Here is a 26,016-nt window from a genome sequence, read left to right on the forward strand (position 1 = left end):
GACTGCGCGCATGCGCTTCGACGTCCTTACGCTGTTTCCCGAACTGTTCGCGCCTTTCATGGCCAGCGGCGTGACGCGCCGTGCCTACGAGTCGAAGCAGGTCGAGGTGGTGCTGTGGAATCCGCGCGATTTCGCCCCTGGCAACTACAAGCGCGTGGACGACCGCCCGTTCGGCGGCGGCCCCGGCATGGTGATGATGGCGCAGCCGTTGTCGGCTTGCCTCGACGCGGCGCTCGCGGCCCGCGGCGCAGAGGCACCCGTCGTGCTGTTTTCCCCCATCGGCGAGGCGTTGCGGCACGCATCGGTCGAGCGCTGGTCTGCCAGCGAGGGCGCGGTGCTGGTCTGCGGGCGCTATGAAGGTATTGACCAGCGTTTCATCGACACGCGCGTGACGCACCAGATCAGCCTCGGCGATTTCGTTCTCTCCGGCGGAGAGATCGCGGCCATGGCGCTGCTCGACGCGGTCGCACGGTTGCAGCCGGGAGTGCTCGGCGACGAAGCCAGCCACGTGCAGGACAGCTTCAATCCCGCCCTCGACGGCCTGCTCGACTGCCCGCACTACACCCGGCCCGAGCAGTGGAGCGGGCAGGGCGTGCCGGCACCGTTGCTCTCGGGCCACCATGTGCAGATCGAGCGCTGGCGGCGCGACCAGCGCCTGGCCATCACGGCCGCGCGGCGCCCCGAACTGATCGACGCGGCCCGCGCGGCGGGACGTCTTGCCAAGGCCGATGAGGCCGCGCTGAAAAAAAAGCTATAATCTCGGGCTCCCCGATCCTCTGCCCGGCCGCGCCGGACTTTTCGCCGGTACTTCCGATGAAAGCCCAGGCGCCCTTTGTGTAGCCCGACACGATCGACTATCAGGAAATCATGAACCTCATCCAGACCCTCGAGCAGGAAGAAATTTCCCGCCTCGGCAAAACCATTCCCGATTTCATGCCCGGTGACACGGTCATCGTCAGCGTGAGCGTCGTCGAAGGCACCCGCAAGCGCGTGCAGGCCTACGAAGGCGTCGTGATCGCCAAGCGCAACCGTGGCCTCAACAGCGGCTTCACCGTGCGCAAGATCTCCAGCGGCGAAGGCGTGGAGCGTACGTTCCAGACCTACAGCCCGCTGATCGCCGGCATCGAAGTCAAGCGCCGCGGCGATGTGCGCCGCGCCAAGCTGTACTACCTGCGCGAGCGCAGCGGTCGTTCGGCACGCATCAAGGAAAAGCTGCCGAGCAAGTCGACGGCCGCTGCCAAATAAGCAGCCCTGTCGTGCAAGAAAAGCCGCCGCTCTGGCGGCTTTTTGCATTGGTGTTCCGCACAAAAAGACAGCTTGGCTTTTTTACGCTCTACTCGAAGCCTCTTGACCTCTTTCTCCTCCACCGTCGCCTCCATGCAACCCGCTCCCCTCGAACCCATCAATGCCGTGGTGCCGCCCACGCTGCTGCAGTTCGATCCGCGTGAGGCGCCGTTCGTGGACGGCAGCGACGGCCTGCCTGCGGTGGCGGCCGACCAGTTGACGGCGCAGGCGTTGCGCGCGCGCTTCGCCGCGCCGCCCGTGTGGGAGCCCGAGCTCAGGCGCGAGCCCCGCATGATCGACCGCCCGCCCGCGCAGGCCGCCGTGCTGGTGCCGATCGTGCAGCGTCCCCACGGCGCGACCGTGCTGCTCACCGAGCGCACCACGCACCTGTCGAACCACTCGGGCCAGGTGGCGTTTCCGGGCGGCCGCGTCGACCCGGAAGACGCCAACATTTCCGCCGCCGCATTGCGCGAGGCATGGGAAGAGGTCGGCCTGTCGGCGCAGTTCATCGAAGTGCTCGGCAGTCTTCCGACCTACACCACGGTGACTTCTTTCATCGTGACGCCGGTCGTCGCGCTGGTGCAGCCCGACTTCGAGCTCACCATCAATCCCTACGAAGTGGCCCATGCCTTCGAGGTGCCGCTGGCCTGGTTGATGGACCCTGCCAACCACCGCCGCCATTCGGTGAGCGCGGTGGACGGCCGCCGGCGCGAGTGGTATTCGATGCCCTACCAGGACGGGCCCGACGAGCGCTTCGTCTGGGGCGCGACCGCAGGCATGCTGCGCAATCTCTACCGCTTCCTCGCTGCCTGAGCCTCTTGCGCGCAGGGCCGGAATCTTCGGGCGGTCTCGCTATCATCGAAGGATGAGCTTTTTTGCCATCCTGTGCGCGCTGCTGATCGAGCAGGTGCGGCCGCTGGGCCCGCACAACCCCGTGTACGGCGGGGTTCTGGCGTGGACACGCTGGACCAGCCGCAACTTCGACGCGGGCAAGCCGCATCACGGATGGATCGCCTGGGGGCTCGCGGTCTTCGTGCCCACGCTCTTGTCGCTGGGCGTGCACTGGCTGCTGGTGCTCACGCTCGGCTTGCCGTTCGCGGTGCTCTGGAGCATTGCGGTGCTCTACGTCACGCTGGGCTTCAGGCAGTTCAGCCATCACTTCACCGACATCCGCGATGCGCTCGACGAGGGCGACGAGCCGCTCGCGCGCTCGCTGCTCGCGCACTGGCAGGGAGTGGATGCGGCCGACCTGCCGCGCAGCGAAATCGTGCGCCACGTCATCGAGCATTCGGTGATCGCCGCGCACCGCCATGTGTTCGGCGTGCTGGCGTGGTTTTCGGTCATTGCGGCCATCGGACTCGGGCCGGCCGGCGCGGTGTTCTACCGCATGAGCGAGTTCGTCTCGCGCTACTGGGCGCACAAGAACGGCGCCGCGGTGCAACCGTCGAGTGTCGCGGTGCAGGAGGCCGCGGGGCGTGCCTGGCACGCGATCGACTGGCTCCCCGCGCGCATCACCGCGCTGGGCTTCGCGGTGGTCGGCAGCTTCGAGGAAGCCATCGACTGCTGGCGCAACGACGCGCAGCGCTTCCCCAACGAAAACGACGGCGTGATCCTCGCAGCGACGTCGGGCGCGGTCAACGTGCGCCTGGGCGGCGGTTCGCTGAGCCCGATTCCCGTCGCCGATTCGCTGTCACGCGCCCAGGCCGGCGAATCGATGGCCGACGGCCGTCGCACAGACAGCGGCAGCACGCCTGGGCGCGAGCCCGAGCCTGGCCACCTGCGCAGCGTCGTGGGCCTGGTCTGGCGCTCGGTCGTCATGTGGATGGTGCTGCTGGCCTTGCTGACCCTGGCTCGCCTGCTGGGCTGAGCCGCAGGAGAATTTCATGACTACCGCAGTGCCGGCTTTCTGGAGCCCGCGTATCGGCGCGCTCGAACCCTACGTGCCCGGCGAGCAGCCGCGCATCGAGAACCTCGTCAAGCTCAACACCAACGAGAACCCGTACCCGCCGTCGCCGATGGCCGTCGAGGCGATCCGGCGCGCGGCCGAGCACGGGCTGGAGCGCTACCCGGACCCGACCTCGCTCGCCTTGCGCGAAGCGGTCGCGCGGCGGTACGGGCTGCGTGCCGACCAGGTGTTCGCAGGCAACGGCTCCGACGAGGTGCTCGCGCACGCCTTCTTCGCGTTCTTCCAGCAGGCCGCGCCGCTGCTCATGCCTGATGTGAGCTACAGCTTCTACAAGGTCTATGCGCAGCTGTACGGCATCGATTGCGACCTGCAGCCGGTGGACGACGGCCGGCGCATCGACATCGACGCCCTGGCGGCGCGTGCCCGCGAAGGCTGCGCGGGCGTCGTCATCGCGAACCCCAACGCGCCCACGGGCATCGGCCAGCCGCTGTCGCGCATCGAGCAATTGCTGCAGGCCTGTCCGGAGCGCGTGGTGCTGGTCGACGAGGCGTACATCGACTTCGGCGGCGAAAGCGCGCTGCCGCTGATCGACAAGTATCCGAACCTGCTGGTGGTGCAGACCCTCTCCAAGGCGTACTCGCTGGCGGGCCTGCGGGTCGGTTTCGCCTGCGGGCAGGCCCACCTGATCGACGCCCTGGTGCGCGTGAAGGACAGCTTCAACTCCTACCCGATCGACCGGCTGGCCTCGGCCGGCGCGGTGGCCGCGCTCGACGACGAGGCCTGGTTCCGCGGCACGCGCGACAAGATCGTCGACACCCGCGAAGGCCTGTGTCTCCAGCTCGAAGACCTGGGTTTCGAGGTGCTGCCCTCGCAAGCCAACTTCGTCTTTGCACGCCATCCGCAGCGCGACGCCGCGGAACTCGCTGCACTGCTGCGCGAGCGCGCCGTGCTAGTGCGGCATTTCAGGCAGGCGCGCATCGCGCAGTACCTGCGCATCAGCATCGGCACCCGAGAGCAGTGCAGCACGCTGGTGCAGCGGCTGCAGGACATCCTCGGCCCCCATCTTTGAAGGAACCCCGGCCATGCCGACCCATGACTCCGACCCGCGCTCAGCGGCCTGCGCAAGCTTCTGGCAAGCGGTGAGCGCCCAGCTCGACAGCCTTCGCACCCTGCCTGGGCACGAGCTGGTGCCGGCGTTGAACGCACTGCTGCAGCCCCTCTTTCCACGCCTGGCCGCGGAAGTGGCGGGTGAGCCGCCCGCATTCAAGCTCGTGCTGACCGCCCACGGCTCGATGGACGACTTCGACGACGTCATGGCGCTGGTGCAGAGCAGCCCCGCGTTGCCGCAGGTCGAGGTGGAGGCTTTCCGTCAGCGCACGGGCCAGGGCTTCGGCATTCGCATGGGCGACTTCGAACTGGCGAGTTCCGACATCCTCGTGAAGCACGAGCCCTACGACGGCCTCGTGGCGCTGGAGATCGGCTTCGCCAAGCCCATTCCCATGGACATGCGGGATCACGCGCGCCACATGAGCCTCATCATGCTCGACCACATCCTGGGCGAGTACGACACGGCGGTGAAGGTCGGCCCGGTCGACTATGCCGACGCCGGCGACAGCGCGGGTTTCGACGGCGTGTCGCTCGACGACTTCGTGCCTGTGTTCGACGCCTGCTGGCGCGACGAACTCGGTCACACCGGTGTGTTCCCCACGGGCGAGCACGCCTGGTCGGGCCTGACCGCCACGCGCGAAGCCGAGGACGGCAGCGAGATCGAGATGGTCGTGATGCGCAACGACACGGCCGCCGCGCTGCTGGGCCGCGCTGACCTGGGCCACCACCTGTCGGCCGCGATCCCGGTGGAATCGGGCGAAGAACTGGAAGCGGCCCGCGTCTACGAAGACCGGCTGACCGCGCTGCTGCAGACGCACGAGGCGGGCTGCTGCACGCACGTCGTGCTGGAAGAGGGCGTGCGCACCGTCAACTTCCAGGTGGCCGATGCCGCTGCGGCGATCGCGCATGCGCAGTCGCTGCAGGAGGACATGGACCTTCCGGTCACGCTGGACCTTGCCTTCGACCCGACCTGGAAGTCCTACCGCGTCTGGCTCGGCTGAAGCCGGCGCTTCAGTAGCGCTTCTGGCTCAGCTCGGCGAACAGCTCGCCGTAGATCTTGTAGCGGCTCGGGCTGATGCCGTTGCCCGTTTCGTTGCCCGCCCCCACGTTGGCGATCACGCCGCAGCCCGGCTCGTGCAGGTGGGTGCAGTTGTAGAACTTGCAGTCGCCCATGTGTTCGGCGATGTCGGGCATCAGGCCGGCGAGCTGCATCGGTTCGATGTGGTTCAGGCCGAATTCCTGGAAGCCCGGCGAATCGATCAGGCCTGTGGTGCGGGCTTCGTCGATCCAGTACCAGGTGGTGCTCGTGGTCGTGTGCTTGCCCGAATTCAGCGCCTGCGAGATCTCCTGCGTCAGCACGGTGGCGCCCGGCACCAGCAGGTTGGTCAGCGTGCTCTTGCCCGAGCCCGAAGGGCCCAGCACCAGCGTGCACTTGCCCGCGAGCAGCTTCATCAGCGAGGCGTAGTCGGCCTCGCCCGATGCCTTCAGCGACAGCGGCAGCACGCCGTGGTGCATGCGCCGGTAGGGCGCCAGCTTGGCCCAGGCGCGCGCGAAGGGCTCGACCAGGTCGCTCTTGTTGAGCGCGATGATGGGTGTGATGCGCTCGGCCTGGGCCGCGATCAGCGCACGTGCCAACTGATGCTCGGAGAACTCCGGCTCGGCGGCGATCAGGATCAGCACGTGGTCGAGGTTGGCCGCGAACGACTTGGTGCGGATCTCGTCCTGCCGGTAGAACAGGTTGCGCCGCGGCAGCACCTGCTCGATGGTGCCTTCGTCCTCGCTGGCCTGCCAGAGCACACGGTCGCCGACCACGGCCTGGCTCTTCTTGCCGCGCGGGTGGCAGATCAGGCGCCCGCCCGCGGGCGTTTCGACCAGGCAGTGACGCCCGTGGCTGGCGACAACGAGACCGTCGTTCAGCGTCTTCGCAGTGGATGCTGCGGAAGCGGCGGTGCGGCTCGGCTTAGCCAAGGGCGCGGTCCGTCATGCGGCGGGACCGGGGCTTGCGACCAGCGCGTCGGCCTGGCGCGCGCAGTCGAAGTCGGTGACCGAGAGGCCGCCCACGTCGTGCGTGTTGAAGCGCACCACGCAGCGGTTGTAGTGCACCGACAGGTCGGGGTGATGGTCCTGCGTGTGCGCCACGAAGGCCAGCGCATTCACGAAGGCGATGGTCTCGAAGTAGTTGGCGAAGGTGAAAGTCTTTTCGATGGCGACGTCGGCGCCGTCGCCGGTGAGCTTCCAGCCGTCGAGGCGCGCCAGGGCGGCCACGATTTCGGTGGCGCTCAGCGCTTTGCGTGCGGGAAGGTTCTTCCAGTCTTTGGGCTTGAACATGCTGCTCATGAGGGGTTTCGCGAAGAAATGAAAAGTGGATGCATCACGCCGGGGCCGTCATGCGCGCAAGGCGCTCGGAAGCGGGCGGATGGGAGTAGTAGAAGCTCACGAACAGCGGGTCCGGCGTGAGCGTCGAGGCGTTGTCCTGGTAGAGCTTGAGCAGGGCGGCCGACAGGTCGGCGCCGCTGGTCTGCGCCACGGCGTAGGCATCGGCTTCGAACTCGTGCTTGCGCGACAGGCGGGCGGGCAGCGGTGCAATGAAGAAGCCGAACACCGGCACCGCCAGCATGAACAGCAGCAGCGCCAACGCGCTGTTGGGTGCGGCGAGGTTGGGTTGCACGCCCAGTCCGGCATAGAACCACACCTGCGTCGACACCCAGCCCAGCAACGCGAAGCCCGCCAGGCTCAGCGCGAACATGGCAACGAGCCGCTTGACGATGTGGCGGTGCTTGAAGTGGCCGAGTTCGTGGGCGAGCACTGCTTCGACCTCGCTGGCGTTCAGCTGCCGCAGCAGCGTGTCGTAGAACACCACGCGCTTGCTGGCACCGAAGCCGGTGAAATAGGCATTGGCGTGCGCGCTGCGCGTGCTGCCGTCCATCACGAACAGGCCCTTGGCCGCGAAGCCGCAGCGCTTCATGAGTGCCGTGACGCGCGCCTTCAGCGTGGGATCGTCCAGCGGCTTGAATTTGTTGAACAGCGGGGCGATGAAGGTCGGGTAGATCAGCATGAGCAACAGGTTGAAGCCCATCCACGCACCCCAGGCCCACAGCCACCACAACTGGCCGGCGGCGCCCATGAGCCAGAGGATCAGCGCGGCGATCGGCAGGCCGATCACGGCGCCGAGCAAGGTCGACTTGAGCGTGTCGGCCAGCCAGAGCTTCCAGGTCATCTTGTTGAAGCCGAAGCGCTCCTCGAGCCGGAAGGTCTGCCAGAGCGTGAAGGGCAGTTCCAGCAGCCCGCCGATCAAGGCGAAGGCGCCCAGCAGCACCAGTTGCTGCACCATGCCGCCGCCGATCCACAGGAGCAGCAGCTTGTTGAGCACGTCGAGCCCGCCGAGCAGCGTCCAGCCCAGCAGCAGTGCTGCGCTCCAGGCCATTTCGATGAGGCCGAAGCGCGCCTTGGCGATGGTGTAGTCGGCCGCCTTCTGATGGGCGGCGAGGGTGATGGTCTGCGCGAAGGCGGGCGGGACCGTGCCGCGGTGCTGCGCCACGTGGCGCACCTGCCGCGAGGCCAGCCAGAACTTCACGAGCAGCCCCGCAACCAGCGCAACCGCAAAGGCAATGGTGAAGATGAGCGAATAGGACATGGAGCGGCGAGTTTAGTCCCCGGTATCTGGGGCCGCAGGCCTTCGACGACAATCCCGCGATGCCCGAATCCATAGCCCCGACACCCCCGGCCGCCGTGCCCACCCTGAAGAAGAGCGACCAGAACCTGGTCTGGCTGGACTGCGAAATGAGCGGCCTGGACCCCGACAAAGAGTTCCTGCTCGAAATTGCCGTGGTCGTGACCGGTCCCGACCTCACGCCTCGCATCGACGGTCCCGTGCTGGTCATTCACCAGAGCGACGCCGTGCTCGACGCCATGGACGCCTGGAACAAGGGCACCCATGGCCGCAGCGGCCTGATCGACAAGGTGAAGGCCTCCACGCTGGACGAAGCCGCCGCCGAGCAGCAGTTGCTGGAATTCATCGCCAAGTACATCCCGCGCAGCGGCTCGCCCATGTGCGGCAACACCATCGGGCAGGACCGGCGCTTCCTGGTCAAGTACATGCCCAAGCTGGAGGCGTACTTCCACTACCGCAACCTCGACGTCAGCACCCTCAAGGAGCTGGCCAAGCGCTGGAAGCCTGCCGCCTACAGCAGCTTCAAGAAGCAGCAGGCGCATACCGCGCTGGCCGACGTGCACGAGTCCATCGAGGAACTGGCGCACTACCGCGAGACGTTCCTGAAGCTGACCGACTGAATAAACAAAGTCAGCGGACAAAGGATTAGGTAAAACCCCGAGTTCGTGCCATAATCGCAGGCTTCGCTGATCAGGCAGGTATTTCAAGCCCGGCCAGCGACTCTTGCATCTCCCTATCTTGCACACCGCGCCCGATCGCATTCGCTGATCAAAAAGGGCCACAGCCTCAGGCGTCAGCCCGAAGTTGAATGTCGTTGGATGGTTGATGTTTTTAACCACCAACGGGGCGCCGCCTACGGCAGCGCTCGCGTTTGAGATTGATATTCATGACCGACGCTTTTGAAGCGCAGGGCGAATTCGCGCCTGTGCAATCCTCTACCCATAACGAATTCACCGCTCCGGTGGACACCATGTCCGAGACCCCCATTCTCGAGGCGCTCGACGCAGCCGCTCCCGAAGTGGCCGCAGTGGAAGAACCCGCTCTGCCCAACGGCTTTGTCCGCCTGGGCCTCGCCCCTGAACTGATCGCCGCCGTGGCCGACCTGGGCTTCACCCAGCCCACGACCGTGCAAGACAAGGTGATCCCGCTCGCCATGGGCGGTGAAGCCGGCCAGGACGGCAAGGCCCGTTTCGTCGACCTGATGGTCTCCAGCCAGACCGGTTCGGGCAAGACCGCAGCCTTCCTGCTGCCCGTGCTGCACACGCTGCTCAAGCGCCAGGCCGAAGCCGAAGCCGAAGCCAAGGCCGAGTTCCAGCGCCTGGCCGCCGAAGCTGCCGCCCGCGGCGAAGCCGCGCCGAAGAAGCCCAAGCGCAAGGACCCGACCAACACCCGTCATTTCAAGGCTGCCACTCCCGGCGCCCTGATCCTGTGCCCGACGCGCGAACTCGCGCAGCAAGTCGCGCACGACGCCATCGAACTTGTCAAGCATTGCCGCGGCCTGCGCATTGCCAACGTGGTGGGCGGCATGCCTTACCAGTTGCAGATCGCCAAGCTGCAAAACGCCGACCTCGTGGTTGCCACGCCCGGCCGTCTGCTCGACCTGCAACGCTCGTCGCAGCTCAAGCTCGACCAGGTCAAGTTCCTGGTGGTCGACGAAGCCGACCGCATGCTCGACCTCGGCTTCTCCGACGACCTGGCCGAAGTCAACCAGCTCACCATCGAGCGCCAGCAGACCATGATGTTCAGCGCCACCTTCGCGCCGCGCATCCAGCAGCTGGCCCAGCGCGTCATGCGCGAGCCGCAACGCATCACCATCGACAGCCCGCAGGAAAAGCACGCCAACATCAAGCAGTCGCTGTACTGGGCCGACAACAGCCAGCACAAGCGCAAGCTGCTCGACCACTGGCTGCGTGACACCACCATCAACCAGGCCATCGTGTTCGCGAGCACGCAGGTCGAGTGCGACGGCCTCGCCGCCGACCTGCAGCAAGACGGCTTCAGCGCCGTGGCACTGCACGGTGCCCTGAGCCAGGGCCTGCGCAACCGCCGCCTGATGGCGCTGCGCCAAGGCCAGGTCCAGATCCTGGTGGCCACCGACGTTGCCGCCCGCGGCATCGACGTGCCGACCATCACCCACGTCTTCAACTTCGGCCTGCCGATGAAGGCCGAGGACTACACCCACCGCATCGGCCGCACCGGCCGTGCAGGCCGCGACGGCCTGGCCATCACCTTCGCCGAGTTCCGCGATCGCCGCAAGATCATGGACATCGAGCAGTACAGCCGCCAGCAGTTCAAGGCTGAAGTGGTTGCCGGCATGGAGCCGCAGCAACGCATGCCGCAATCGCGTCCGCCGATGGGCGAGTACCGCGGTGGCCGTGGCGACAACCAGTCGCGCGATCGCAAGTTCGGTGGCGCTCCGCGTGGCAATGGCGGCGGCTTCGGCGGCGGCAATGGCGGCGGCAACTATGCAGGCGCCAGCGGTTTCAACGACCGTAGTTCGCGTCCTCCGGCACCCCGTGGTGGCGGCTTCGGCGGCCAGGGTGGTGGCGGCCATAACGCCGGTTTCGGCGGCGGCCGTGACGAAGGCGGCAACAACGGCGGCGGCTTCGGTCGCAAGCCGGGCTGGGGCGACAGCGCCCCGCGCGGTGGCAGCAACCATGGCGGCCGTGGCGACTTCGCTCCCCGCGAAGGCTTCGCACCGCGTGAAGGCTTCGCACCCCGCGAGGGCTTCGCTCCCCGCGGCAATGGCGCAGGCCATGGCGGCCCGGGCAAGGTGTTCGTGCCCCGTGACGCGCAAAAGCGCAGCTTCAAGCCCACGCGCTGATCCCCTGCGAACGGCCTGACAGCCGCTTCGCCCCCCAAAGCCCGCGCTTCTCACGAACGCGGGCTTTTTCATTTCGGGTTTCCGAGCAGGCCGGCGCAGTCGAATTTTGATTGACACCTGAATCGATGAAAAGTAATGTAATAGCGCATTGCTTCCCCGGGTCCGTCCTGCGGCCACCGGTTCATCGACACCTGCTTTTCGACTTTCGACATGAAAATTGCGATTCTTGGGGGTGGTCATGGCGCCTACGCGGCCGCCGCTGACCTGTCTGAAACCGGCCACGAAGTGCGCCTGTGGCGTCGCGATGCCGCGGCGCTCGCGCCGCTCGTGCACGCTGGCGCCATCACGCTGAAAGATGCCGACGGTGTGCGCGAGGTGCCCATCGCGCTGGCCACCGCCGACATCGGCGCAGCCCTGAAAGGCGCCGAGCTCATCGTCATTCCCACGCCCGCCATTGCCCAGCACGACATCGCGCTCGCCATGGCGCCGCACCTGGTCGACGGCCAGGTCGTGTTCCTGCCGCCGGGCACCTTCGGCAGCTACGTGATGGCGAAGACCGTCAAGGAGGCCGGCAGCCGCGCCGACGTCGCCTGGGCCGAGACCGGCACCTTGCCCTACCTGGCGCGCAAGCACGGCGAGCGCGAGGTGAACGTCACCATCCGCGCGATCCGGCTGCCCACGGGCGTCTATCCGGCGCGCAGGGAGGCGCAGGCCATCGAGGTGATTCGCCAGGCCTACCCGGCTGTGCACGGCTGCGGCGACGCACTGTCGGGCGCGCTCATGAACGCCGGCCCCGTCATCCACCCGCCGCTGATGGTGATGAACGCCGCGCCGCTGCAGCACTTCGAGCGCTGGGACATCCACAACGAAGGCACCCAGCGCGCCGTGCGCGACGTGACCGACCGCCTCGACCAGGAGCGCATTGCGGTGCGGGAAGCCTTCGGGCAGGGCGCGCCGCACTATCCGCTGGCCGACCACTACGATAACGACCGGTGGATGTACGGCGACGCGCACAAGCAGCTCGTGAAGTCGGGCGACTGGCGCGAGAACATCGACCTGCACACGCACCGCTACATCACGGAAGACACCGAGCTCGGCCTGGCGTTTCTCGCATCGGCTGCGCGCCATGCCGGCGTCGACGCGCCCATCGCGCACGGCCTGCTGGCCATCGTCGGCGGCTTTCTCGGCCGCGACCTGCGACGCGGGCCGCGCACCTTCGAAAGCCTGGGCCTCGCCGACCTGAGCGCGTCGCAACTGCGCCAGAGGCTGCACGATGGCGAATGACGCCGCGCTGCCCCGTTTCGCCGCGGTCGGCGCGGGCCGCATGGGGCGCGGCATCGCCATCGCGTTCGCGTATGCGGGGCACCGCATCTCGCTGATCGATCTGCGCCAGCGCAGCGGCGATGCGTGGCAACGCCTGCGCGACGAGGCGAAGGCCGAAATCGAGGCCAGCCTGTTGGGCCTGGCGCAGCTCGGCGTGATCGATGCGTCGCAGGTCGAACGCATTGCCGCGCGCGTGGATTTCGTCGACGCAGCCGCGGCGCCGCAAGCGCTCGCCGCGGCCGATCTCGTGTTCGAAGGCGTGCCCGAGACCATCGAAGCCAAGCGCGAGGCGTTCGAGCACATCAACCGCCACTGCCGCGACGATGCCATTCTCACCTCCACCACCAGCAGCATCCTCGTGACGCAGCTGGCCGCGTTGGTGCGGCTGCCGGAGCGCTTCCTCAACATGCACTGGCTCAACCCGGCCTACGTGATTCCCGTGGTCGAACTGAGCTGCCACCCCGGCACCGACCCCGCCGTGCTCGCGCGCACCAAGGCGCTGATGGAGGCCATCGGCAAGCTCCCCGTGGTTTGTGGCGCCTCGCCCGGCTACATCGTGCCGCGCTTGCAGGCGCTGGTGATGAACGAGGCCGCGCGAATGATCGAGGAGGGCGCCGCCACCGCCGAGGAAATCGACAAGGCCACGCGCTACGGGCTGGGCCTTCGCTTCGCCGCGCTCGGCGTGGTCGAGTTCATCGACTTCGGCGGCTGCGACATCCTGCACCACGCCAGCCGCGAGATGTCGGTGTCGCTCGACAAGGGCCGCTACACCGCGCCGGCCATCGTCGCACGCATGGTCGAGGAAGGGCGGCTCGGCCTGAAGAGCGGCAGCGGCTTCTACGACTACGCCGGCCGCGACATCGCCGCCTACCGGCGCGACGTGCTCTCGCGCACGCTCGGTGAATTGCAGCATGCGGGCCTGTGGCGCGCACCCACCGACGAGACGCTGTCATGAACATTCGCCGCGCTTTCGCCGACCTGTCGGTGGGGCAGGTGCACTACGCGGCGTGCGGCGATCCGCAGGCGCCGGCGGTGCTGCTGCTGCATCAGTCGCCGCGCAGCTGGGCCGAGTACCGTGCGGTGCTGCCGCTGATCGGTGCGCGGCGCCGCGCCATCGCGATGGACACCGCCGGCTTCGGCGACTCCGCGGATGGCGGCGTGCCCGCGAGCATCGCGCAATGGGCGCGCGTGGCCTGCGAGCTGCTCGACGTGCTGAACATCTCGCAGGTGGATGTCGTGGGGCATCACACAGGCGGTGTCGTGGCCGTCGAGCTTTCAGCGGCTTTCCCCGATCGCGTGCGCAGCCTCGTGCTGTCTTCGACGCCGTACACCGACGAAGCCTTTCGCCGCGCGCGGGCACAGCGCCCGCCCATCGACGAAGTTGCGCCCAGCGAAGACGGCTCGCATTTCGCCGCGCTGTGGCAGAAGCGCCAGGGCTTCTATCCGCCGGGCCGGCCCGACCTGCTCGAAGCCTTCGTGCGCGACGCGTTGAAGGTCGAGCGCGTGGAAGATGGGCATCGTGCCGTCGCGTCGTACCGCATGGAAGACCGCATCGGCCATGTCACGCAGCCCGCGCTCATCGTGCGCGCCACCGAAGACCCGTTCGCCGCGCCGCATGCGCAGGAGCTTCGGCACCACCTGCCGCATGCGCGCATGGTCGACATCGAGGGTGGCATGGTGCCCTTGCCCGACCAGATGCCCGAGGCCTTCGCGCGCACCGTGCTCGACTTTCTGGAGACCTTGCCATGAAGGCCGTGCGCATCCACGGCTTCGACGCCGTGCCCGTGCTGGAAGACGTTGCCGATCCGGTGGCGCGGCCTGGCCGCACCCTGGTGCGCATGGAGGCCGCGACGGTCGGGCACATCGACCGCACCGTGTGGCGCGGCAGCTTCCTGCGCTATCCGCCGCTGCCCTATACGCCGGGTGTGGAGGCTGCGGGCGTCGTCATCGCGAGCGGGCAGTACGCCAGCGGCCAGCGCGTGTGGCTGCGCGGCAGCGGACTGGGCACGCTGTTCGACGGCACCTGGAGCGAGCTGATTGACGCGCCCGATGAAGCGCTCGGCGTGCTGCCTGACGACGTGCCGATGCAGTTGGGCGCCGCATTCTTTTCGCCCTGCACGTCGGCGTGGGTTGCGCTGCACGAGGTCGCGAAGCTGCAGGCCGGTGAGCAGGTGCTGGTGACCGGTGCGAGCGGTGCCGTCGGCTCGCTCGTGATGCAGCTCGCACGCGACGCCGGCTGCACGGCGACGGCCGTCGATCCGAACGCCGAGCCGCCCGCCGCTGCCAGCGCCGACCTGCTGATCGACACCGTGGGCGGCGATGTGCTCGCGAAGGTGTTGCCCGCCGTGCGCGCTGGCGGGCGTGCGGTGCTGGTCGGCTACACCGCCGGGCCGACGCTGCAACTCGACATCTCACACTTTTTGCAACGCGATGTGGCGCTGCTGCCGCTCAACATGTTTCGGCGTGAAGCAGCCGGCCGTGCCGCCGCGCCCGAGCTGCTGGCAAGGCTGGCCGACGGGCGACTGCACCTGGCCGTGCAACCCTTCGCGCTCGCCGATGCGGCCCGCGCGCTCGACTGGATCGCGCAGCGCGGCCACCGCGGCCGCGCAGTCCTCGTGCCTCGCCTCTGAGCGAGCGGGCCACGGGGACGCAGGGTCAGTCTTCCTCCGGCTCCCCCACCGGCACATGCACGTGCAGGTCGATCATCTGCCGCAGGGTCTGCTTGAGCTCTTCGGCGCGCCGCAGGCCGAAGGGTTCGAGCACGCGCCGCTCATGCTCGCGTGCGAGTTCCATCAGGTGTTCCACCGCTTTGAGGCCCTTGCGCGTGATGCGCACCAGCGTGATGCGGCGATCACTTTCATGGGGCAGGCGCTCGACCTGTCCGCGCGCTTCCATGCGGTCCAGCAGCCGCGTGACCGTGGGCTGCTTGGTCACCGTCACCTGCGCGAGCTGGCCGATGCTGACGGCGTCGCTGCCCGCGAGCGAGGCCATCACGCGCCACTCCGAAATGGAGAAGCCCTGCTGCCGCGCCACCTCGTGGAACTCCGAGGAAATCAGCTGGCTGGCCTGCGCCAGCAGCGCGGGCAGGTAGTCATCGACGAAGCGATGCGGTGCCGCCGGCTCAGCCATGAACGCACCCGGTGCATGAGGCGGGCACGCTGTTTGCATGTCTAGGGTAATTCATGATTGTGGATACATTCATTTGTCAACATTATAGAAAGCATGATGTGGCAGCTGAAGCGCATCGTCCCACGATAGACAACAAGGACCCAAATGGCTGAGCGTTCGTTCGTCGAAGAAGTCAAGAAGCTGCGGCTTTCCGGTGGTGATGTGTTTCGTGGCGAGGGCATTCTGGCCGTCACCAAGGCCTTGCTGGAGTCCGGAGTGTCTTATGTGGCCGGCTACCAGGGCGCGCCCATCTCGCACCTGATGGACGTGCTGGCCGATGCGCAGGACATCCTCGCGGAGCAGGGCATCCGCTTCGAGAACAGCGCCAGCGAGGCCACCGCCGCCGCCACGCTCGCCGCCTCCGTCAACTACCCGCTGCGCGGCGCCGTCACCTTCAAGGCCACCGTGGGCACCAACGTGGCGTCCGACGCGCTGGCCAACCTGGCCTCCGGCGGCGTGACCGGCGGCGCGCTCATCATCGTGGGCGAGGACTACGGCGAGGGCTCGTCGATCATGCAGGAGCGCAGCCATGCGTTCGCCATGAAGTCGCAGATCTGGCTGCTCGACCCGCGTCCCAACCTGCCGAGCATCGTCGATGCGGTGAAGCAGGGCTTCGACCTTTCGGAGGCCAGCAACACGCCCGTGATGCTGCAGCTGCGCATCCGCGCCTGCCACGTGCACGGCCACTTCATCGCCGGCGACAACAAGCGCGCCAAGTTCACGCTGCAAGAGGCGATGGAGAACCCGCAGCGCGACGTGAGCCGCATCGTGCTGCCGCCCGCGAGCTTCGTGCATGAACAGGAGAAGATCAAGGACCGCTGGCCTGCCGCCGTGCGCTTCATCGAGGAGCGCAAGCTCAACGAGTTCTTCTCCGAGGACGCCGACGACATCGGCATCATCGTGCAGGGTGGCAGCTACAACACGCTGCTGCGCGCATTGGAGCGGCTCGACCTCGCCGACGTGTACGGCAACACCAAGGTGCCGCTCTATGTGATGAACGTGGCGTACCCCGTCATCGAAAGCGAAGTCATCCGCTTCTGCGAAGGCAAGCGCGCGGTGATGATCGTGGAAGAGGGACAGCCCAACTTCGTGGAGCAGAACCTCGCGACCATCCTGCGCCAGGCCGGTTCGACCACCGCGCTGCACGGCAAGGACATGCTGCCCGTGGCCGGCGAGTACACGTCGTCCGAACTGCTCAAGGGCGCGCGCACCTTCTGCGAGCGTTACGACCGCCTGGCACCGCTGCCCGTGCCGGTGCCGGTGCGCAAGGTGATTCCGCTCAAGGAGGTGGCCGCCATCGGCGTCGATGCCGCGCCGGAGCCGGCCGTGCCTTCCACCGCGCTCGGCGAAGTCGTGCATGCCCGCCCGCCCGGTTTTTGCACCGGCTGCCCCGAGCGCCCGATCTTCAGCGCAATGAAGCTGGTCGAGCGCGAACTCGGCGCGCACCACGTGAGCGCCGACATCGGCTGCCACCTGTTTTCCATCCTGCCGCCCTTCAACATCGGCAACACCACCATGGGCTACGGCCTGGGCGGCGCGGGCGCGTCGGCGCTCAATGCACCGGCCGGCAAGCGTGCGATCTCGATGATGGGCGACGGCGGTTTCTGGCACAACGGCCTCACCAGCGGGGTGGCGAACGCGGTCTTCAACAAGAGCGACAACCTCACCATCGTCGTCGACAACAACTACACCTCGGCCACCGGCGGTCAGGACATTTTGTCGTCGCATGCCCTCAACAAGACGCGCAGCACCGGCCACGCCATCGAGCGCGCCGTGCGCGGCGTGGGCGTGGAGTGGGTGAAGACGCTGCGCCGCACCTACGACGTGGCCGGCATGCGCGACGCGCTGAAAGACGCACTCACCACCAAGACCCGGGGCCCCAAGGTGCTCATCGCCCAGTCGGAGTGCATGCTCAACAAGCAGCGCCGCGAGAAGCCGCTGGTGCGCAAGGCCATCGCGGACGGCAAGCGCATGGTGCGCGAGAAGTTCGGCGTCGATTCGGACACCTGCACCGGCGACCACTCGTGCATCCGCCTGTCGGGATGCCCGTCGCTGTCGATCAAGCCCAACCCCGATCCGCTGCGCACCGACCCGGTGGCCACCGTGCTCGACAGCTGCGTAGGCTGCGGTGTGTGCGGCGAGGTGTCCCATGCCGCGGTGCTGTGCCCTTCGTTCTACAAGGCGCAGATCGTGAGCAACCCCAACCGCTGGGACGTGCTGCGCGAACGCGTGCGCGCCGCCGTCATCGGCTGGCTGCAGCGCGGCGACGCGCGCCGCCGCGAAACCTATGCCTTCTGAAGCGATGACGACCAAGGCCCAACCCATCAAGATCGCGATCCTCGCCATGGGCGGGGAAGGCGGCGGCGTGCTCGCCGACTGGATCGTCGACATGGGCGAGGCCAACGGCTACGTTGCCCAGACCACCTCGGTGCCGGGCGTGGCGCAGCGCACCGGCGCGACCATCTACTACGTCGAGCTGTACCCGACGGCGCAAGCCGAAGCGGACGGCGACAGGCCCGTGCTGGCGCTGATGCCCCTGCCGGGCGATGTCGACGTGGTGCTTGCATCGGAGCTCATGGAAGCGGGCCGCGCGGTTCAGCGCGGGCTCGTCACCCACGACCGCACCACGCTGATCGCATCGACGCACCGCGTCTTCTCCATTGCGGAGAAGAGCGCGCTGGGCGATGGCCGCGTCGACAGCACCCAGCTGCTTGCGCACACGGCCAAGGCCGCCAAGCGCTTCATCCGCTTCGACATGGAGAAGGCCGCCGAGGCCTCGGGCAGCGTGATCAGCGCCGTGCTCTTCGGTGCGCTCGCGGGCTCGGGCGTGCTGCCGTTCAGCCGCGCGCAGTTCGAGGCTACCGTCGAGCGCGGCGGCGTGGGCGTCAAGCCCAGCCTCAAGGCCTTCGGTGCGGCGTTCACTCGCGCGCAGGGCGGCGACGATGGCGAGCCGGCGGTGGAAGCCCCGCTCGCCACGCCCACGCCGCAACCGCGCCACCCTGCCGTGCGCGCGCTGGTGGAGCGCGTGCAGCGCGACTTTCCGGCGCAGGCGCAAGACTTTCTGCTCGAAGGCGTGCGCCGCCTCATCGACTACCAGGACGTGGCCTACGCCGGCCTGTACCTCGACCGCTCGGCTGCTATCGCGGCGCTGCCGGCCCAGGCCGACCACCGCCTGCTGCGCGAGACTGCGCGCCACCTGGCGCTGTGGATGTCCTACGAAGACACGGCCCGCGTCGCAGCCCTGAAGACCCGGGCGACCCGCTTCGAGCGCGTGCGCGGCGAGGCGCGCGTGCAGCCCGGGCAGGTGCTCGCCATCAACGAATACATGCACCCGCGCCTGCAGGAGATCTGCGAGACGCTGCCCGGCGGCATCGGCCGCTGGCTCATGGGTTCCACGCTGCCCAAGAAGCTCGTCGAGCGCTTCACGCAGCATGGCCGCGTGATCCAGACCAGCTCGCTGCGCGGCTACCTGATGCTGCGCGCCGTGGCGGCCTGCAAGCGCTGGCGCCTGTCCACCATGCGCTACGCCGAGGAAAACCGCCGCATCGAGGAATGGCTGCAGCGCATCGCCGCCACCGCGCGGCGCAACCCTGAGCTTGCCGTGGAGCTGGCCCAGTGCCAGCGCCTGGTCAAGGGCTACAGCGACACGCACGAGCGCGGCATTCGCAACTACGACACCGTGATGCGCGCCTTCGAGCGCGCCGGCGCGGGGCTGGCACCGGCCACGCTGCGCGAGCTGCGCGATGCGGCGCTGGCCGACGAACACGGCCACAAATTGCAGGCTGCATTGGCGCAGCACGCACTGGCCTGAAGAGACAACGCACGATGACCGCTCCCACCGCCACGCTCCAGCTTCGCGTTACCGAAGTGCGCGAACTCAACCCGCTGATCCGCATGCTGCGCCTGCGCGCTGAAGACGGCCGCCCGTTGCCGGGTTTCGCGGCTGGCTCCCACATCCGCGTGCAGGTGTCGCTGCCCGACGGCAAGGCCGACTGGCGCCACTACTCGTTGATCAACTTCGCCACCGCACGCAATGCCACCAACGCGCCGACGGAGTACGTGATCGCCGTGCGCAAGGAAGCCGAAGGCCGCGGCGGCTCGCGCTTCATGCACGAGCGGCTGAAAGAAGGCGACATGCTCGCCGTCGAAGCACCGAAGAACGACTTTCCCCTGCACACCGGCCCGGGCGGCACGGTGCTGGTGGCCGGCGGCATCGGCGTGACGCCGCTCGCCACCATGGCCGCGCGCCGCCGCGCCGAAGAGGCCCCCGTGCGCATGCACTACGCCGGCCGCAGCCGCGAGCTGATGGCCTTCCTGCCGGAACTGCAGGCGCTGCTGGGCGACGACCTGCGCGTGCATGCCGACGACGAAGCCGGTGCGCCGCTGGACATCGATGCGCTGCTCGACGGCGTGCCGGCCGGCGACCGCCTCTACGTGTGCGGCCCCAAGGTCATGCTCGACGCCGTGCTCGCCCGCACGCAGGCACGCGGTTGGGACCATGGCCGCGTGCACTTCGAGCTGTTCACCGAGCCGGTCGCCGAAGCAGGCGACCAGCCCTTCGAGGTCGAGCTCGCCCAGTCGGGCCAGCGCTTCACCGTGGCGGCCGACCAGAGCATCCTCGACTGCCTCATCGAGAACGGCTGCGACCCCATGTTCGACTGCAAGCGCGGCGAATGCGGTGTGTGCGCCGTGCCCGTGATCGAAGGCGAGATCGACCACCGCGACTACGTGCTCACCGCCCGCGAGAAGGCCGAGGGCACCGTCATGCAGATCTGCATCTCGCGCGCCAAGGGCGAGCGGCTGGTGCTCGACCTCTGAAGCAAGGAGCGACTCCACCCATGACTTCGTACCGAGACAACCCCGATGCCGTGCGCGCCCTGGTGCAGCACGACCGCGTGCACCGCGACCTGTACACCAGCCAGGAGCTGTTCGAGCTGGAGCAGGAACACTTCTTCGCCAACACCTGGAACTACGTGGGCCACGAGAGCCAGCTGACCAAGGCGGGCGACTGGATCAGCAACGAGATCGCGGGCCGCCCGCTCATCATCGTGCGCCATACGGACGGCAGCGTGCGCGCCATGATGAACCGCTGCGCCCACAAGGGCTCGCGGCTGGTGAACGGGCCCTGCGGCAACACCGGCAAGTTCTTTCGCTGCCCGTACCACGCCTGGACCTTCAAGACCGACGGCGCGCCGCTGGCGATTCCGCTGAAGACCGGCTACGAGCACACGCAGCTGCACGAATGCGAGTCGGGCAAGGGCCTCACCACGCTGAAGCACGTGCGCAGCCACCGCGGCTTCATCTTCGTGAAGATCAACGACGCGGGCCCCGGCTTCGACGACTACTTCGGCGACTCGCTGAGCTCTATCGACAACATGGCCGACCGCTCGCCCGAAGGCGAACTCGAAATCGCGGGCGGCTGCCTGCGCTTCATGCACCAGTGCAACTGGAAGATGTTCGTGGAGAACCTCAACGACACCATGCACCCGATGGTGGCGCACGAGTCCTCGGCCGGCACCGCCAAGCGGATGTGGGCCGACAAGCCCGAAGACGCGCCCAAGCCCATGGCGGTGGAACAGTTCGCGCCCTTCATGTCGGACTACAAGTTCTTCGAGGACATGGGCATCCGCACCTACGACAACGGCCACAGCTTCACGGGCGTGCACTTCAGCATCCACAGCAAGTACAAGGCGATTCCCGCGTACGACGAGGCCATGAAGGCGCGCTACGGCGAAGAGAAGACGGCGCAGATCCTCGGCATGGCGCGGCACAACACGGTGTACTACCCGAACCTCACGATCAAGGGCGCGATCCAGGCCATTCGCGTGGTGAAGCCGATCTCGGCCGACAAGACGCTGATCGAGAGCTGGACCTTCCGCCTCAAGGGCGCGCCGCTCGAGCTGCTGCAGCGCACCACCATGTACAACCGGCTCATCAATTCGCCATTCTCGGTGGTGGGGCACGACGACCTGCAGGCCTACCGCGGCATGCAGGCCGGGCTGCACGCGAGCGGCAACGAGTGGGTGAGCCTGCACCGCGACTACCACCCTTCGGAGCTGAAGGGCGGCGAGATCACCACGGGCGGCACCAACGAGCTGCCGATGCGCAACCAATATCGCAGCTGGGTCCAGCGCATGACGGAGACCATGTAATGGCCGGCACCGACGTCACCCGCCAGGACCTGATCGACTTCGTCGTGAACGAAGCGCACCTGCTCGACACGCGCCGCTACGAAGACTGGAACGCGCTCTTCACCGACGACGCCTTCTACTGGATTCCGCTGGTGCCCGACCAGGAGGACGGCCTGAACCACACCTCGCACCTCTACGAGGACAAGCTGCTGCGCGACCTGCGCATCGAGCGCCTCAAGAGCCCGCGCGCCTTCTCGCAGCAGCCGCCCAGCCGCTGCCACCACCTGCTGCAAGTGCCGGTGGTCGAACAGTTCGACACCGAGGCCAACCGTTTCGTGGTGCGCACCGAGTTCCACTACACCGAGTCGCAGGGCGACGAGCTGCAGTTCTACGTGGGCACCTTCTATCACCACCTCACCGTGCACGATGGCGCGCTGCGCATGACGCTCAAGCGCGTGAACCTGCTCAACTGCGACGCGGCCCTGCCGGCCGTGCAGCTTTTCATCTGAAGGACGAGATGGCACACGACACCGTCCACCAGGTCTTCACAGCGACTGCCAGGCGCACGCCGCAGGCCGAGTTCCTGTTCACCGAATCGGTGACCGCAGCCGCCTATGGCATCGCGCCCGGCGCGATCCGCTGGGGCGAGGCGGCGGCAGAGGTCGAGCGCCTGCGCGCGGCCTATGCCCAGGCCGGCTACGGCCACGGCCACCGCGTCGGCCTGCTGCTGGAGAACAGGCCCGCCTTCATCTTCCACTGGCTCGCGCTGAACGCACTGGGCGCGAGCGTGGTGCCCATCAACGCCGACATGCGCTCGGCCGAACTGGTCTACCTGATCGGGCACAGCGAAATCGGCCTGGCCGTGACGCTGCCGGGCCGCGCGGCCGACCTGCGCGCCGCGGCGGCGCTGGCGGGCGTGGCCTTCGAGACGATGGGCCCCGACGATGCGGTGCCGAGCGCGAAGACACCCGCACCGCGTGCCCATGAGCCCGTGGGCGCCGATACTGAGTGCGGCCTGCTCTACACCTCGGGCACCACGGGCCGGCCCAAGGGCTGCATCCTCGCCAACGCCTACTTCCTGCGTGCCGGCGAGTGGTATGCCGCGCTGGACGGCGTGTGCGGCATTCGCCCCGACGCCGAGCGTGTCATCACGCCGCTGCCGCTCAACCACATGAACGCGATGGCGTTTTCCACCATGGTGGTGCTGGTGGCGGGCGGCTGCCTGGTGCAACTCGACCGCTTCCATCCGAAGACTTGGCTGGCCAGCGCCAAGGAGAGCGGCGCCACCATCGTGCATTACCTGGGCGTGATGCCGGCCATGCTGCTGTCGGCGCCCGCGTCGGCGGCCGACCGCGACCATGCGATTCGCTGGGGCTTCGGCGCCGGCGTGGACCGCAAGAACCACGCACCTTTCGAAGCGCGCTTCGGCTTCCCGCTGGTCGAAGCCTGGGCCATGACCGAGACCGGCGCAGCCGCCTGCATCATGGCCAACCGCGAGCCGCGCCTGGTGGGCACCAGCTGCTTCGGGCGGCAGGAAGACTTCGTCGAGATCCGCCTCGTGGGCGAGGACGGCGGCGAAGTCGGCGTCGATGCACCGGGCGAACTGCTGGTGCGCTCGGCCGGCAACGACCCGAAGCGCTACTTCTTCTCCGGCTACCTGAAGGACGAGGAGGCCACGCGCGAAGCCTGGGCCGACGGCTGGTTCCACACCGGCGACCTGGTGCGCCGCGATGCCGAGGGTAACTTCTTCTTCGTCGACCGCAAGAAGAACGTGATCCGCCGCAGCGGCGAGAACATCTCGGCCGTCGAGGTCGAGAGCGTGCTCAACCAGCACCCGGCCGTGAAGACCTCGGCCGTGGCCGCCACGCCCGATGCGGTGCGCGGCGACGAGGTGCTGGCCTGCATCGTGATGCGCGAAGACGCGGACGCCTCGCAGCCCGCGCAAACCGCGGCCAGCATCGTTCAACATGCGCTGGACCAGTTGGCCTACTACAAGGCGCCCGGCTATGTGGCCTTCGTGGACGCGCTGCCGCTCACGCCGTCGCAGAAGATCCAGCGCGGCCAGCTGCGCGAAATGGCGCAGTCGCTGCCGGGGCAGGGCCACTGCATCGACACGCGCGCCATGAAGAAAAGACAGGCAGGGCACGCATGACGGCACGCCGGCTCTCCTACGAAGGCGTCGCGGTCGCGGTGCCCGTCACCGTGCCCTACGTGCGCTATTCCACGCGCACCGCGCACTGGTTCATCGGGCAGGCCGTGCAGGCGCTGGTCGAAGCCAGCGGCGTGCCGAAGGAACAGATCGACGGCCTGTGCCTCAGCAGCTTCTCGCTCGCGCCCGACACGGCCGTGGGCGTCACGCAGCACCTGGGCCTGTCGCCGCGCTGGCTCGACCACGTGCCCACAGGCGGTGCGTCGGGCGTGATGTGCCTGCGCCGCGCCGCGCGCGCCGTGCAGGCGGGCGATGCCGACATCGTGGCCTGCGTGGGCGCGGACACCAACCATGTCGACTCCTTCCGCCAGACGCTGGGCAGCTTCAGCAACTTTGCGCGTGACGCGAGCTACCCCTACGGCTCGGGCGGGCCGAACTCGATCTTCGCGTTCATCACCGCCAACTACATGCGGATCTACGGCGCGCGGCGCGAAGACTTCGGCCGCATCTGCGTGGACCAGCGCACCAACGCGCTCGGCAACCCGAACGCGATGTTCAAGAAGGCGCTGACCCTCGACGAGTACATGGCGGCGCGCCCCATCTCCGACCCGATCCACCTGTTCGACTGCGTGATGCCCTGCGCCGGTGCCGAGGCCTTCCTGGTGATGAGCGAGGAGCGCGCACGCGACCTGGGCCTGGCGCACGTGGTGATCCGCGGCGCCATCGAACGCCACAACGCCTATGCCGAAGACCCGGTGATGGTGCAGGGCGGCTGGCGCAAGGACCGCGACGACCTGTACGCGCAGGCTGGTGTGCCCCCTACCGCGCTGGACTTCGTGCAGACCTACGACGACTACCCCGTCATCGCAATGATGCAGTTCGAGGACCTGGGCTTCTGCGAGAAGGGCGAGGGCCCGGCCTTCGTGCAGTCGCACACCATGACCTTCGACGGCAGCTTTCCGAACAACACCAGCGGCGGGCAGCTGTCCGCTGGCCAAGCGGGCGCGGCCGGAGGCTTCCTCGGCATGGTCGAGGCGATCCGCCAATTGACAGATGAAGCTGGGCCGCGTTCGGTGCCCGATGCCCAACTGGGCCTGGTCGCCGGCTTCGGCATGGTGACCTACGACCGCTGCCTGTGCACAGGCGCCGTCATCCTCGGGAGAGCCGCATGACCATGCCCCTGATGCGCCCCCCGCGCAAGAACCCGGTGCTGCGCACCCGGCAGATGAACCTGCCGCCCGGCGCGCGCGGCCGCGTGGCGCTCGGCCTCACGGCGGCTGCCGCCGAGGGCCGCTTCGAACTGCAGACCTGCGAGGACTGCGGCACGGTGCAGTACCCGCCGCGCGAGGTCTGCCACAAGTGCCTGTCGGCCGCCCTGCGCTGGCGTGCGCAGAGCGGCGAGGGCGAACTGCTCGGCAGCACCACGCTGCACCACAGCAACGACCTGTTCTTTCGCGAGCGGCTGCCCTGGCGGCTGGGGCTGGTGCACCTCGATGCAGGCCCCACGCTCATGGTCCACCTGCACGGCGAGGTGGGCGATGCGCCCACCTGCGGGCATTCAGACGGGGACGCGCTTCCGCGCGTCCGTGTCGGCGCCCGGCTCGACCGCTCCGGCCAGGCCGTTCTCATTGGTTTTCCGAATGAAGGGAGTCCCCACATGGCCGACGACAAGATGCTGCGCGAGATGACCAGCGACCCCAAGTTCCGCAAGGCGCTGGTGACCGACGGCAAGACCGAGACCGGCCAAGCCATCGTGCGCGCGCTGGTGAAGGCTGGCGCAGACATCGTCTGGGTCGGCCATGCCGAGCCCTGGAAGAAGATGGGCGACGGGCTGGACGACATCTCCGCGCTGCCGCAGGTCACGCTGGTGCCGCTGGACCTGACCAATGGCCGCCAGGTGACGGAGCTTGCGGGCTCCATCGGCGGCAAGGTCGACATCGTGATCAACAACGCCGAGGTGCACCGCACCTTCGGCATCGGCGCGCGCCGTGGCACCGACGTGGCCAAGGCCGAGATGGACATCAACTACTTCGGCCTGCTGCGCCTGGCGCAGGAATTCGGCCCCGCGCTCAAGGGCCGCTCGGCCGACGGCACGACGGGTGCGACGGCCTGGGTCAACCTGCTGTCGATCTACGCGCTCAGCAACTTTCCGCCGCACGGCACCTTCAGCGCCTCGAAGGCGGCAGCGCATTCGCTCGCGCAATGCCTGCGTGCGGAGATGCGGCCGGCCGGCATCCGCGTGATCAACGTGTTCCCGGGGCCCATCGACGACGAATGGAACCAGCACACGCCGCCGCCCAAGCTCGCACCCGCCGCGCTGGCCAATGCCATCGTGAAGGCGCTGCGTGACGGCGTGGAGGACATCTACCCGGGCGACGTGGCGCAGGAATGGCTGGAGCGCTGGCGCGACAACCCCAAGGTGCTCGAACGCGAGCTGGCCGCAGGCGGCTGAGA

24 protein-coding genes are annotated in these 26,016 nt (G+C 68.0%); 20 read left to right on the top strand and 4 right to left on the bottom strand.

Translation table 11 applies throughout. The annotated features are described in order from the left end of the window. Positions 1 to 10: 10 nt before the first annotated feature. The 6 genes from trmD (at position 11) to ACSFBM_RS03385 (ending at position 5,298) form a co-directional block, all read left to right on the top strand. On the top strand, positions 11 to 757 hold the full coding sequence (trmD, locus tag ACSFBM_RS03360; RefSeq protein WP_435483128.1) for a tRNA (guanosine(37)-N1)-methyltransferase TrmD: 747 nt from the start codon (positions 11 to 13) through the stop codon (positions 755 to 757). Positions 758 to 867: 110 nt separating this feature from the next. Further along, a complete protein-coding gene (gene rplS / locus ACSFBM_RS03365; protein ID WP_116908189.1) occupies positions 868 to 1,245 on the top strand; it encodes a 50S ribosomal protein L19 in 378 nt (125 codons plus the stop codon). 132 nt (positions 1,246 to 1,377) lie between these two features. Beyond that, positions 1,378 to 2,097 (top strand): CoA pyrophosphatase, encoded by a 720-nt coding sequence (locus tag ACSFBM_RS03370; protein ID WP_435483129.1) that lies wholly within the window; start codon positions 1,378 to 1,380, stop codon positions 2,095 to 2,097. Between the two features lie 52 nt (positions 2,098 to 2,149). Then, positions 2,150 to 3,151: a CobD/CbiB family protein gene (locus ACSFBM_RS03375; protein ID WP_435435342.1), complete on the top strand. Its 1,002-nt coding sequence runs from the start codon at positions 2,150 to 2,152 to the stop codon at positions 3,149 to 3,151. A gap of 16 nt (positions 3,152 to 3,167) precedes the next feature. Then, positions 3,168 to 4,259, top strand: a complete 1,092-nt coding sequence (gene hisC / locus ACSFBM_RS03380; protein ID WP_435483130.1) for a histidinol-phosphate transaminase — start codon at positions 3,168 to 3,170, stop codon at positions 4,257 to 4,259. A gap of 13 nt (positions 4,260 to 4,272) precedes the next feature. Beyond that, on the top strand, positions 4,273 to 5,298 hold the full coding sequence (locus ACSFBM_RS03385) for a hypothetical protein (protein WP_435483131.1): 1,026 nt from the start codon (positions 4,273 to 4,275) through the stop codon (positions 5,296 to 5,298). A gap of 10 nt (positions 5,299 to 5,308) precedes the next feature. Here the strand turns inward: ACSFBM_RS03385 and rsgA are convergent, their stop codons facing one another. From rsgA to ACSFBM_RS03400, 3 genes are read right to left on the bottom strand one after another with little or no spacing between them, the layout of a single operon-like run. After that, positions 5,309 to 6,265, bottom strand: coding sequence for a ribosome small subunit-dependent GTPase A (gene rsgA, locus ACSFBM_RS03390; protein WP_435483132.1), 957 nt, complete (start codon positions 6,263 to 6,265; stop codon positions 5,309 to 5,311). 12 nt (positions 6,266 to 6,277) lie between these two features. Further along, entirely contained in the window at positions 6,278 to 6,634 is a 357-nt protein-coding gene (locus ACSFBM_RS03395; RefSeq protein ID WP_435483133.1) for a 4a-hydroxytetrahydrobiopterin dehydratase, read from the bottom strand. 34 nt (positions 6,635 to 6,668) lie between these two features. Continuing rightward, a complete protein-coding gene (locus tag ACSFBM_RS03400; protein WP_435483134.1) occupies positions 6,669 to 7,931 on the bottom strand; it encodes a M48 family metallopeptidase in 1,263 nt (420 codons plus the stop codon). 59 nt (positions 7,932 to 7,990) lie between these two features. Between ACSFBM_RS03400 and orn the strand changes: the two genes are divergently transcribed. The 6 genes from orn (at position 7,991) to ACSFBM_RS03430 (ending at position 14,744) form a co-directional block, all read left to right on the top strand. After that, positions 7,991 to 8,587 carry an oligoribonuclease gene (gene orn, locus ACSFBM_RS03405; protein ID WP_435483135.1) on the top strand — a complete coding sequence of 199 codons (597 nt, stop codon included), beginning with the start codon at positions 7,991 to 7,993 and terminating at the stop codon, positions 8,585 to 8,587. A gap of 266 nt (positions 8,588 to 8,853) precedes the next feature. Next, positions 8,854 to 10,791: a DEAD/DEAH box helicase gene (locus tag ACSFBM_RS03410; protein ID WP_435483136.1), complete on the top strand. Its 1,938-nt coding sequence runs from the start codon at positions 8,854 to 8,856 to the stop codon at positions 10,789 to 10,791. Positions 10,792 to 11,001: 210 nt separating this feature from the next. Continuing rightward, positions 11,002 to 12,075 (top strand): NAD/NADP octopine/nopaline dehydrogenase family protein, encoded by a 1,074-nt coding sequence (locus ACSFBM_RS03415; RefSeq protein WP_435483137.1) that lies wholly within the window; start codon positions 11,002 to 11,004, stop codon positions 12,073 to 12,075. Then, on the top strand, positions 12,065 to 13,069 hold the full coding sequence (locus ACSFBM_RS03420; RefSeq protein WP_435483138.1) for a 3-hydroxybutyryl-CoA dehydrogenase: 1,005 nt from the start codon (positions 12,065 to 12,067) through the stop codon (positions 13,067 to 13,069). The genes ACSFBM_RS03415 and ACSFBM_RS03420 overlap by 11 nt, the downstream gene beginning before the upstream one ends. After that, positions 13,066 to 13,863, top strand: a complete 798-nt coding sequence (locus tag ACSFBM_RS03425; RefSeq protein WP_435483139.1) for an alpha/beta fold hydrolase — start codon at positions 13,066 to 13,068, stop codon at positions 13,861 to 13,863. The genes ACSFBM_RS03420 and ACSFBM_RS03425 overlap by 4 nt, the downstream gene beginning before the upstream one ends. Beyond that, positions 13,860 to 14,744, top strand: a complete 885-nt coding sequence (locus ACSFBM_RS03430) for a quinone oxidoreductase family protein (RefSeq protein WP_435483140.1) — start codon at positions 13,860 to 13,862, stop codon at positions 14,742 to 14,744. The genes ACSFBM_RS03425 and ACSFBM_RS03430 overlap by 4 nt, the downstream gene beginning before the upstream one ends. A 25-nt stretch (positions 14,745 to 14,769) precedes the next feature. Here ACSFBM_RS03430 and ACSFBM_RS03435 read toward each other — a convergent pair whose 3' ends face one another. Next, positions 14,770 to 15,243 carry a MarR family winged helix-turn-helix transcriptional regulator gene (locus ACSFBM_RS03435; protein WP_435483141.1) on the bottom strand — a complete coding sequence of 158 codons (474 nt, stop codon included), beginning with the start codon at positions 15,241 to 15,243 and terminating at the stop codon, positions 14,770 to 14,772. A gap of 144 nt (positions 15,244 to 15,387) precedes the next feature. On the opposite strand from ACSFBM_RS03435, the gene ACSFBM_RS03440 reads away from it, so the two are divergent. Genes ACSFBM_RS03440 through ACSFBM_RS03475 form a run of 8 tightly spaced genes read left to right on the top strand, consistent with a single transcriptional unit; the run spans position 15,388 to position 26,014 of the window. Continuing rightward, positions 15,388 to 17,580, top strand: coding sequence for a thiamine pyrophosphate-dependent enzyme (locus ACSFBM_RS03440; protein WP_435483142.1), 2,193 nt, complete (start codon positions 15,388 to 15,390; stop codon positions 17,578 to 17,580). 4 nt (positions 17,581 to 17,584) lie between these two features. Then, positions 17,585 to 19,093 (top strand): indolepyruvate oxidoreductase subunit beta family protein, encoded by a 1,509-nt coding sequence (locus tag ACSFBM_RS03445; protein WP_435483143.1) that lies wholly within the window; start codon positions 17,585 to 17,587, stop codon positions 19,091 to 19,093. A 14-nt stretch (positions 19,094 to 19,107) separates the two neighbouring features. After that, the gene (locus ACSFBM_RS03450; protein WP_435483144.1) at positions 19,108 to 20,100 is read left to right on the top strand and encodes a PDR/VanB family oxidoreductase; all 993 of its coding nucleotides are present in this window, start codon (positions 19,108 to 19,110) and stop codon (positions 20,098 to 20,100) included. A gap of 20 nt (positions 20,101 to 20,120) precedes the next feature. Continuing rightward, on the top strand, positions 20,121 to 21,434 hold the full coding sequence (locus ACSFBM_RS03455) for an aromatic ring-hydroxylating dioxygenase subunit alpha (RefSeq protein WP_435483145.1): 1,314 nt from the start codon (positions 20,121 to 20,123) through the stop codon (positions 21,432 to 21,434). After that, positions 21,434 to 21,922 carry an aromatic-ring-hydroxylating dioxygenase subunit beta gene (locus ACSFBM_RS03460; protein WP_435483146.1) on the top strand — a complete coding sequence of 163 codons (489 nt, stop codon included), beginning with the start codon at positions 21,434 to 21,436 and terminating at the stop codon, positions 21,920 to 21,922. Before ACSFBM_RS03455 ends, ACSFBM_RS03460 begins: the two co-directional genes overlap by 1 nt. An 8-nt stretch (positions 21,923 to 21,930) precedes the next feature. Beyond that, on the top strand, positions 21,931 to 23,565 hold the full coding sequence (locus tag ACSFBM_RS03465; protein ID WP_435483147.1) for an AMP-binding protein: 1,635 nt from the start codon (positions 21,931 to 21,933) through the stop codon (positions 23,563 to 23,565). Then, a complete protein-coding gene (locus ACSFBM_RS03470) occupies positions 23,562 to 24,734 on the top strand; it encodes a thiolase family protein (protein WP_435483148.1) in 1,173 nt (390 codons plus the stop codon). The genes ACSFBM_RS03465 and ACSFBM_RS03470 overlap by 4 nt, the downstream gene beginning before the upstream one ends. Beyond that, positions 24,731 to 26,014, top strand: coding sequence for an SDR family NAD(P)-dependent oxidoreductase (locus ACSFBM_RS03475; RefSeq protein ID WP_435483149.1), 1,284 nt, complete (start codon positions 24,731 to 24,733; stop codon positions 26,012 to 26,014). Before ACSFBM_RS03470 ends, ACSFBM_RS03475 begins: the two co-directional genes overlap by 4 nt. Positions 26,015 to 26,016: the final 2 nt, after the last annotated feature.

The sequence above is a fragment of the Variovorax pasteuri genome (assembly GCF_051216435.1).
GTDB lineage: Bacteria > Pseudomonadota > Gammaproteobacteria > Burkholderiales > Burkholderiaceae_C > Variovorax.

Coding starts and splice junctions, on each gene's coding strand:
- ACSFBM_RS03410 (WP_435483136.1), top strand. CDS start 8,854: ATGACCGACGCTTTTGAAGCGCAGGGCGAATTCGCGCCTGTGCAATCC.
- rplS (WP_116908189.1), top strand. CDS start 868: ATGAACCTCATCCAGACCCTCGAGCAGGAAGAAATTTCCCGCCTCGGC.
- ACSFBM_RS03440 (WP_435483142.1), top strand. CDS start 15,388: ATGGCTGAGCGTTCGTTCGTCGAAGAAGTCAAGAAGCTGCGGCTTTCC.
- ACSFBM_RS03425 (WP_435483139.1), top strand. CDS start 13,066: ATGAACATTCGCCGCGCTTTCGCCGACCTGTCGGTGGGGCAGGTGCAC.
- ACSFBM_RS03415 (WP_435483137.1), top strand. CDS start 11,002: ATGAAAATTGCGATTCTTGGGGGTGGTCATGGCGCCTACGCGGCCGCC.
- ACSFBM_RS03450 (WP_435483144.1), top strand. CDS start 19,108: ATGACCGCTCCCACCGCCACGCTCCAGCTTCGCGTTACCGAAGTGCGC.
- trmD (WP_435483128.1), top strand. CDS start 11: ATGCGCTTCGACGTCCTTACGCTGTTTCCCGAACTGTTCGCGCCTTTC.
- hisC (WP_435483130.1), top strand. CDS start 3,168: ATGACTACCGCAGTGCCGGCTTTCTGGAGCCCGCGTATCGGCGCGCTC.
- ACSFBM_RS03400 (WP_435483134.1), bottom strand. CDS start 7,931: ATGTCCTATTCGCTCATCTTCACCATTGCCTTTGCGGTTGCGCTGGTT.
- ACSFBM_RS03385 (WP_435483131.1), top strand. CDS start 4,273: ATGCCGACCCATGACTCCGACCCGCGCTCAGCGGCCTGCGCAAGCTTC.
- orn (WP_435483135.1), top strand. CDS start 7,991: ATGCCCGAATCCATAGCCCCGACACCCCCGGCCGCCGTGCCCACCCTG.
- ACSFBM_RS03435 (WP_435483141.1), bottom strand. CDS start 15,243: ATGGCTGAGCCGGCGGCACCGCATCGCTTCGTCGATGACTACCTGCCC.
- ACSFBM_RS03430 (WP_435483140.1), top strand. CDS start 13,860: ATGAAGGCCGTGCGCATCCACGGCTTCGACGCCGTGCCCGTGCTGGAA.
- ACSFBM_RS03370 (WP_435483129.1), top strand. CDS start 1,378: ATGCAACCCGCTCCCCTCGAACCCATCAATGCCGTGGTGCCGCCCACG.
- ACSFBM_RS03475 (WP_435483149.1), top strand. CDS start 24,731: ATGACCATGCCCCTGATGCGCCCCCCGCGCAAGAACCCGGTGCTGCGC.
- ACSFBM_RS03445 (WP_435483143.1), top strand. CDS start 17,585: ATGACGACCAAGGCCCAACCCATCAAGATCGCGATCCTCGCCATGGGC.
- ACSFBM_RS03460 (WP_435483146.1), top strand. CDS start 21,434: ATGGCCGGCACCGACGTCACCCGCCAGGACCTGATCGACTTCGTCGTG.
- ACSFBM_RS03470 (WP_435483148.1), top strand. CDS start 23,562: ATGACGGCACGCCGGCTCTCCTACGAAGGCGTCGCGGTCGCGGTGCCC.
- ACSFBM_RS03420 (WP_435483138.1), top strand. CDS start 12,065: ATGGCGAATGACGCCGCGCTGCCCCGTTTCGCCGCGGTCGGCGCGGGC.
- ACSFBM_RS03455 (WP_435483145.1), top strand. CDS start 20,121: ATGACTTCGTACCGAGACAACCCCGATGCCGTGCGCGCCCTGGTGCAG.
- ACSFBM_RS03395 (WP_435483133.1), bottom strand. CDS start 6,634: ATGAGCAGCATGTTCAAGCCCAAAGACTGGAAGAACCTTCCCGCACGC.
- ACSFBM_RS03465 (WP_435483147.1), top strand. CDS start 21,931: ATGGCACACGACACCGTCCACCAGGTCTTCACAGCGACTGCCAGGCGC.
- ACSFBM_RS03375 (WP_435435342.1), top strand. CDS start 2,150: ATGAGCTTTTTTGCCATCCTGTGCGCGCTGCTGATCGAGCAGGTGCGG.